The organism is Anoxybacillus sp. LAT27 (genome assembly GCF_022030075.1).
GTDB lineage: Bacteria > Bacillota > Bacilli > Bacillales > Anoxybacillaceae > Anoxybacillus > Anoxybacillus kestanbolensis.
Map to the genome: position 1 here is coordinate 1 of NZ_JAIWYK010000272.1, position 237 is coordinate 237.

Annotated in this window: 2 protein-coding genes; both read right to left on the reverse strand. The window is 63.7% G+C overall.

Going from position 1 to position 237, the window contains the following annotated elements; all coding sequences use genetic code 11:
• Positions 1-131, reverse strand: a 131-nt coding sequence (locus LD028_RS18405; RefSeq protein WP_483298299.1) for a MoaD-like domain-containing protein, incomplete at its 3' end; no start/stop codon positions are given.
• Position 132: 1 nt separating this feature from the next.
• Positions 133-237, reverse strand: a 105-nt coding sequence (locus LD028_RS09425) for a MoaD/ThiS family protein (protein WP_237811665.1), incomplete at its 5' end; no start/stop codon positions are given.

Consider the following 237-nt stretch of genomic DNA (forward strand, 5'->3'; position numbering starts at 1 on the left):
GCCTGCCAGCCTTGCCCCCGAACGGTGATCGGCAGCGTTTCATCCGGCGGCGGGTCGCCTCCGCATTCGACCAGATAGGCAACCAGATGGGACAGAGGGATGCCGCGCAGCTCGAGAACGTGTTCGGCCATCTCAGCCTCCTGCCACCGGCGGGAACAGCGCAAACTGGTCTTCTTCCCGCACGCGGGTCTCCAGTCCGTCCGCATGGATGATGTTGCACCCGTTAATGAAGACGTG